This window comes from Paenarthrobacter sp. DKR-5 (genome assembly GCF_018531425.1).
Lineage (GTDB): Bacteria > Actinomycetota > Actinomycetes > Actinomycetales > Micrococcaceae > DKR-5.
Genome location: NZ_JAHBOI010000014.1, coordinates 1 through 2130, shown reverse-complemented (window position 1 = coordinate 2130; position 2130 = coordinate 1). Strand labels below are relative to the sequence as shown.

The window sequence follows — 2130 nt, the reverse complement described above, 5'->3', positions numbered from 1 at the left end:
TTCGCTTTGTCAATTCCGCGAATTCACCCGGAATAAACCAAACAAACAAAACAAACACCCACACCAAACCAGCCCGCCCCCGCACACCCAACAAACAGGCACACGAACCACAGACCAGAAAAAGTAAAAGGAATTTTTGGCCGCCACACTCCCGCGGCGACTCAGAAAACACTACCCCACCCCCACCCCAAACACAAATCCACCCCCACACCCCCACCAACAGCCGCGAAACCCGTGGAACGGGGACGCTCACCCCCATCAGTGGCGCCGGCGGTGCGGGCTGTTTCACGCCGGCGACCATGACTTCGGCGCGGCCACTGCGCGCGAGTGACAGCGTCAACACGGCCGAAGTCCACGGGGCCCGCATTGCCCACTGGATCACCGGTCCCACCCGGGGCGACGGTGTCCTGCACCGCAAGCTTTCCTCCGGGGTGGTGACATCCGGGCGCACGTGGGCTGTCTCCCGTCGGCAACGCGTAACAGGTGACTGCCGGGACGTTCCGGCAACGCGGGGGTCCAGGCAGTGAACCGGGCTCCCGAGCACTCGCGACTTTGCAAGCGACGCCGTTTCCGGGCGCCCGGAAACGGCATGAGCTGCAAAGCGGCGCCTCACGGATTGAGGCTGCGCGAAGAGCCGCCCATGGGACCAAGACTGCGTGGACGCGACGGGCGATGTAACGCCCGTTGCGGCGCCGTCGCGCGTGTGCGAACACGCCCGTGATCGTGTTCTATCGACAGGGGGTGAGACCCATGCACGCAGTACCCTCAGTGGGCGCTCCCCTGCAGCCCACGAATACGCGACTGAGGTAGTCGCGCTGGGAGCGCCCGACAGGCAACACCCGAAAGGCGACTCCCATGAACTCCACACCTTCTTCGACTCCGGACCTCAGCGCGACGACCAGTTCCGCCGACAGCGCCGCGACGCACCCGTGTCACGGGAGTTGGCCGGCACCGAACCGACAGGCCAAGGCGACAACCCGGGCGGACAACCCAAATCAGCGAGCCCTCGTTCTCGCCGGCGGCGGAGCGGCAGGCAATGCATGGGAGCTCGGCCTCATCGCCGGTCTTTGCGAGGCCGGGCTGGATGCCACCAATGCAGATCTCATCATAGGAACGTCAGCAGGGGCGACGGTGGCTGCCCAGATCACCAGCGGGAGACAGCCGGCAGAACTCTACGCCGCGATCCTGGCCGAAACACCTCAGGCACCGACCGACGGCGATGCACGGGCCAGAGGAAGCGCTCCGCAGCTGTCCGGGCCGTCCTATCTGGAATGGTCCAACGACATCATCAGCTCAGCTGAAGATGCCGCCGACATGCGCCGCAGGATGGGCGCCGCAGCGCTCGAGTTGGGCGCTGCGGATGGCGCCGGTCAAAGGCGCTGGCACGACGTCGTCGCCGCTCGGCTGCCCAGCCGGCACTGGCCGCAACAGAGGGTGCTCATCACAGCCATCGACGCCCATACCGGGGAACCGGTCGTGTTCGACCGCCACAGCGGAATCGAGCTGGTGGACGCCGTTGCCGCCAGCACTTCGGCGGCGATGCCCTACCGCATCGGCGGGAGCCGGTACCTCGACGGAGGTTACCGGCGCAGTGAGAACGCGGATCTCGCGGCGGGATACGGGCGGGTGCTGGTGCTCTCGCCCTTCGGGGGCAGCTCACGCATGCCTCTGGCGTGGCGCATGGATCTCGCAACCCAGGTCGACGAGCTGCGCGCAGCGGGCAGCAGGGTCGAGGTGGTATTTCCCGACAGCCGCGCGGGAAAGGTATTCGGCGCCAACGCGCTGGATCCGTCGACCCGTCCGCAGGCCGCTCGAGGCGGCTACGACCAGGGCCGCGCCCTCGCGGAGCTTCTCCACCCGTTCTGGCACTGACGCCGGCGAGCGAGACAACACACACTCGACGCCCCGGACCTCGCTCCTACCTCCGCGAACGCGAACCCGCGTTGAACGCGACGTCCCGCGGGGGTGCGGTTGGTGAGGGTTCCGCCCGTGGGGTGGGGTGACCGGCTGCAAAGCCGGGGGTGCCACGGGGTGGTGTGGTGGGTGTGGTGTTTTAAGTGGGTGAGGGCCCCGCACCTGGTGGTGCGGGGCCCTCATTCTAAGTGTGGTCCGGCGGTGTCCTACTCTCCC

2 protein-coding genes are annotated in these 2130 nt (G+C 67.0%); one reads left to right on the top strand and one right to left on the bottom strand.

Annotation, left to right across the window (positions count from 1 at the left end; genetic code table 11):
- The coding region (locus KIH31_RS18010; protein ID WP_214428533.1) for a hypothetical protein at positions 1 to 343 on the bottom strand (343 nt) is incomplete at its 3' end.
- 713 nt (positions 344 to 1056) lie between these two features.
- Between KIH31_RS18010 and KIH31_RS18005 the strand changes: the two genes are divergently transcribed.
- The gene (locus KIH31_RS18005; protein WP_374224905.1) at positions 1057 to 1872 is read left to right on the top strand and encodes a patatin-like phospholipase family protein; all 816 of its coding nucleotides are present in this window, start codon (positions 1057 to 1059) and stop codon (positions 1870 to 1872) included.
- Positions 1873 to 2130 lie beyond the last annotated feature (258 nt).